1 protein-coding gene and 1 pseudogene are annotated in these 663 nt (G+C 53.2%); both read right to left on the bottom strand.

What is annotated here, in order from left to right:
• A partial coding sequence (locus tag HMPREF2692_RS12545) for an IS3 family transposase (RefSeq protein ID WP_141761298.1) occupies positions 1 to 308 on the bottom strand: 308 nt, incomplete at its 3' end.
• Positions 305 to 656 (bottom strand): annotated as a pseudogene (locus tag HMPREF2692_RS02890) (transposase). The pseudogene HMPREF2692_RS02890 and the gene HMPREF2692_RS12545, both read right to left, overlap by 4 nt.
• Positions 657 to 663 lie beyond the last annotated feature (7 nt).

Here is a 663-nt window from a genome sequence, read left to right as displayed (position 1 = left end):
TTGCCTTTGCCAGAAACACCGGCCAGGCGCATCAGCCGGGCAGTTTGTTCACGCCCGATATCGATTCCGTCACGGCGGAGTGCATGCCACATTTTCCGCACACCGTAAACACCGTAATTATCCCGATGAATAGCACTAATGCGTTCAACCAGCACAGCATCACGAAGACGACGAGCACTTAATCCACGGGCCTTGGACTGGCGATAACCACGCGAGGTGATAAACCCACCAGCCCGGTTATTCTTCAACGTCTTACACATGAACTCGACAGAGAAACGATTCCGGTATTCATCGATGAACCGGATCATTTCCGACGTTTTGGGTCGAGTTCCGACGCGAAAAAAGCCGAGGCAGCCTTCAGCAGCTCATTAGTATCGCGTAGCTCTTGATTTTCACGACGCAACCTCGCGTTTTCAGCGGCCAAATCTTCAGGCACAGGTTCTGGGGAGTTTCCCGAACGGCGGGCCTGCTGGGTCCATTGGCGAGCTGTGTGCCATGAAACCCCCAACTTTGGAGCCACTGCCTGGCACGCGGCTTGCATCGACATATTTTCCGCCAAGATGCGGTCCTCAACAAGACGAACCACTCGGTCCTTCGCATCCTGGTCAAATTTTCTCGGCATATTCCAGATTTTCCCATCTACTCAAACGGAACAAAACCTGG

It is taken from the genome of Corynebacterium sp. HMSC036D03 (assembly GCF_001836185.1).
GTDB classification, from domain to species: Bacteria; Actinomycetota; Actinomycetes; order Mycobacteriales; family Mycobacteriaceae; genus Corynebacterium; species Corynebacterium simulans.
This window is presented reverse-complemented; position numbering and strand designations above follow the sequence as displayed.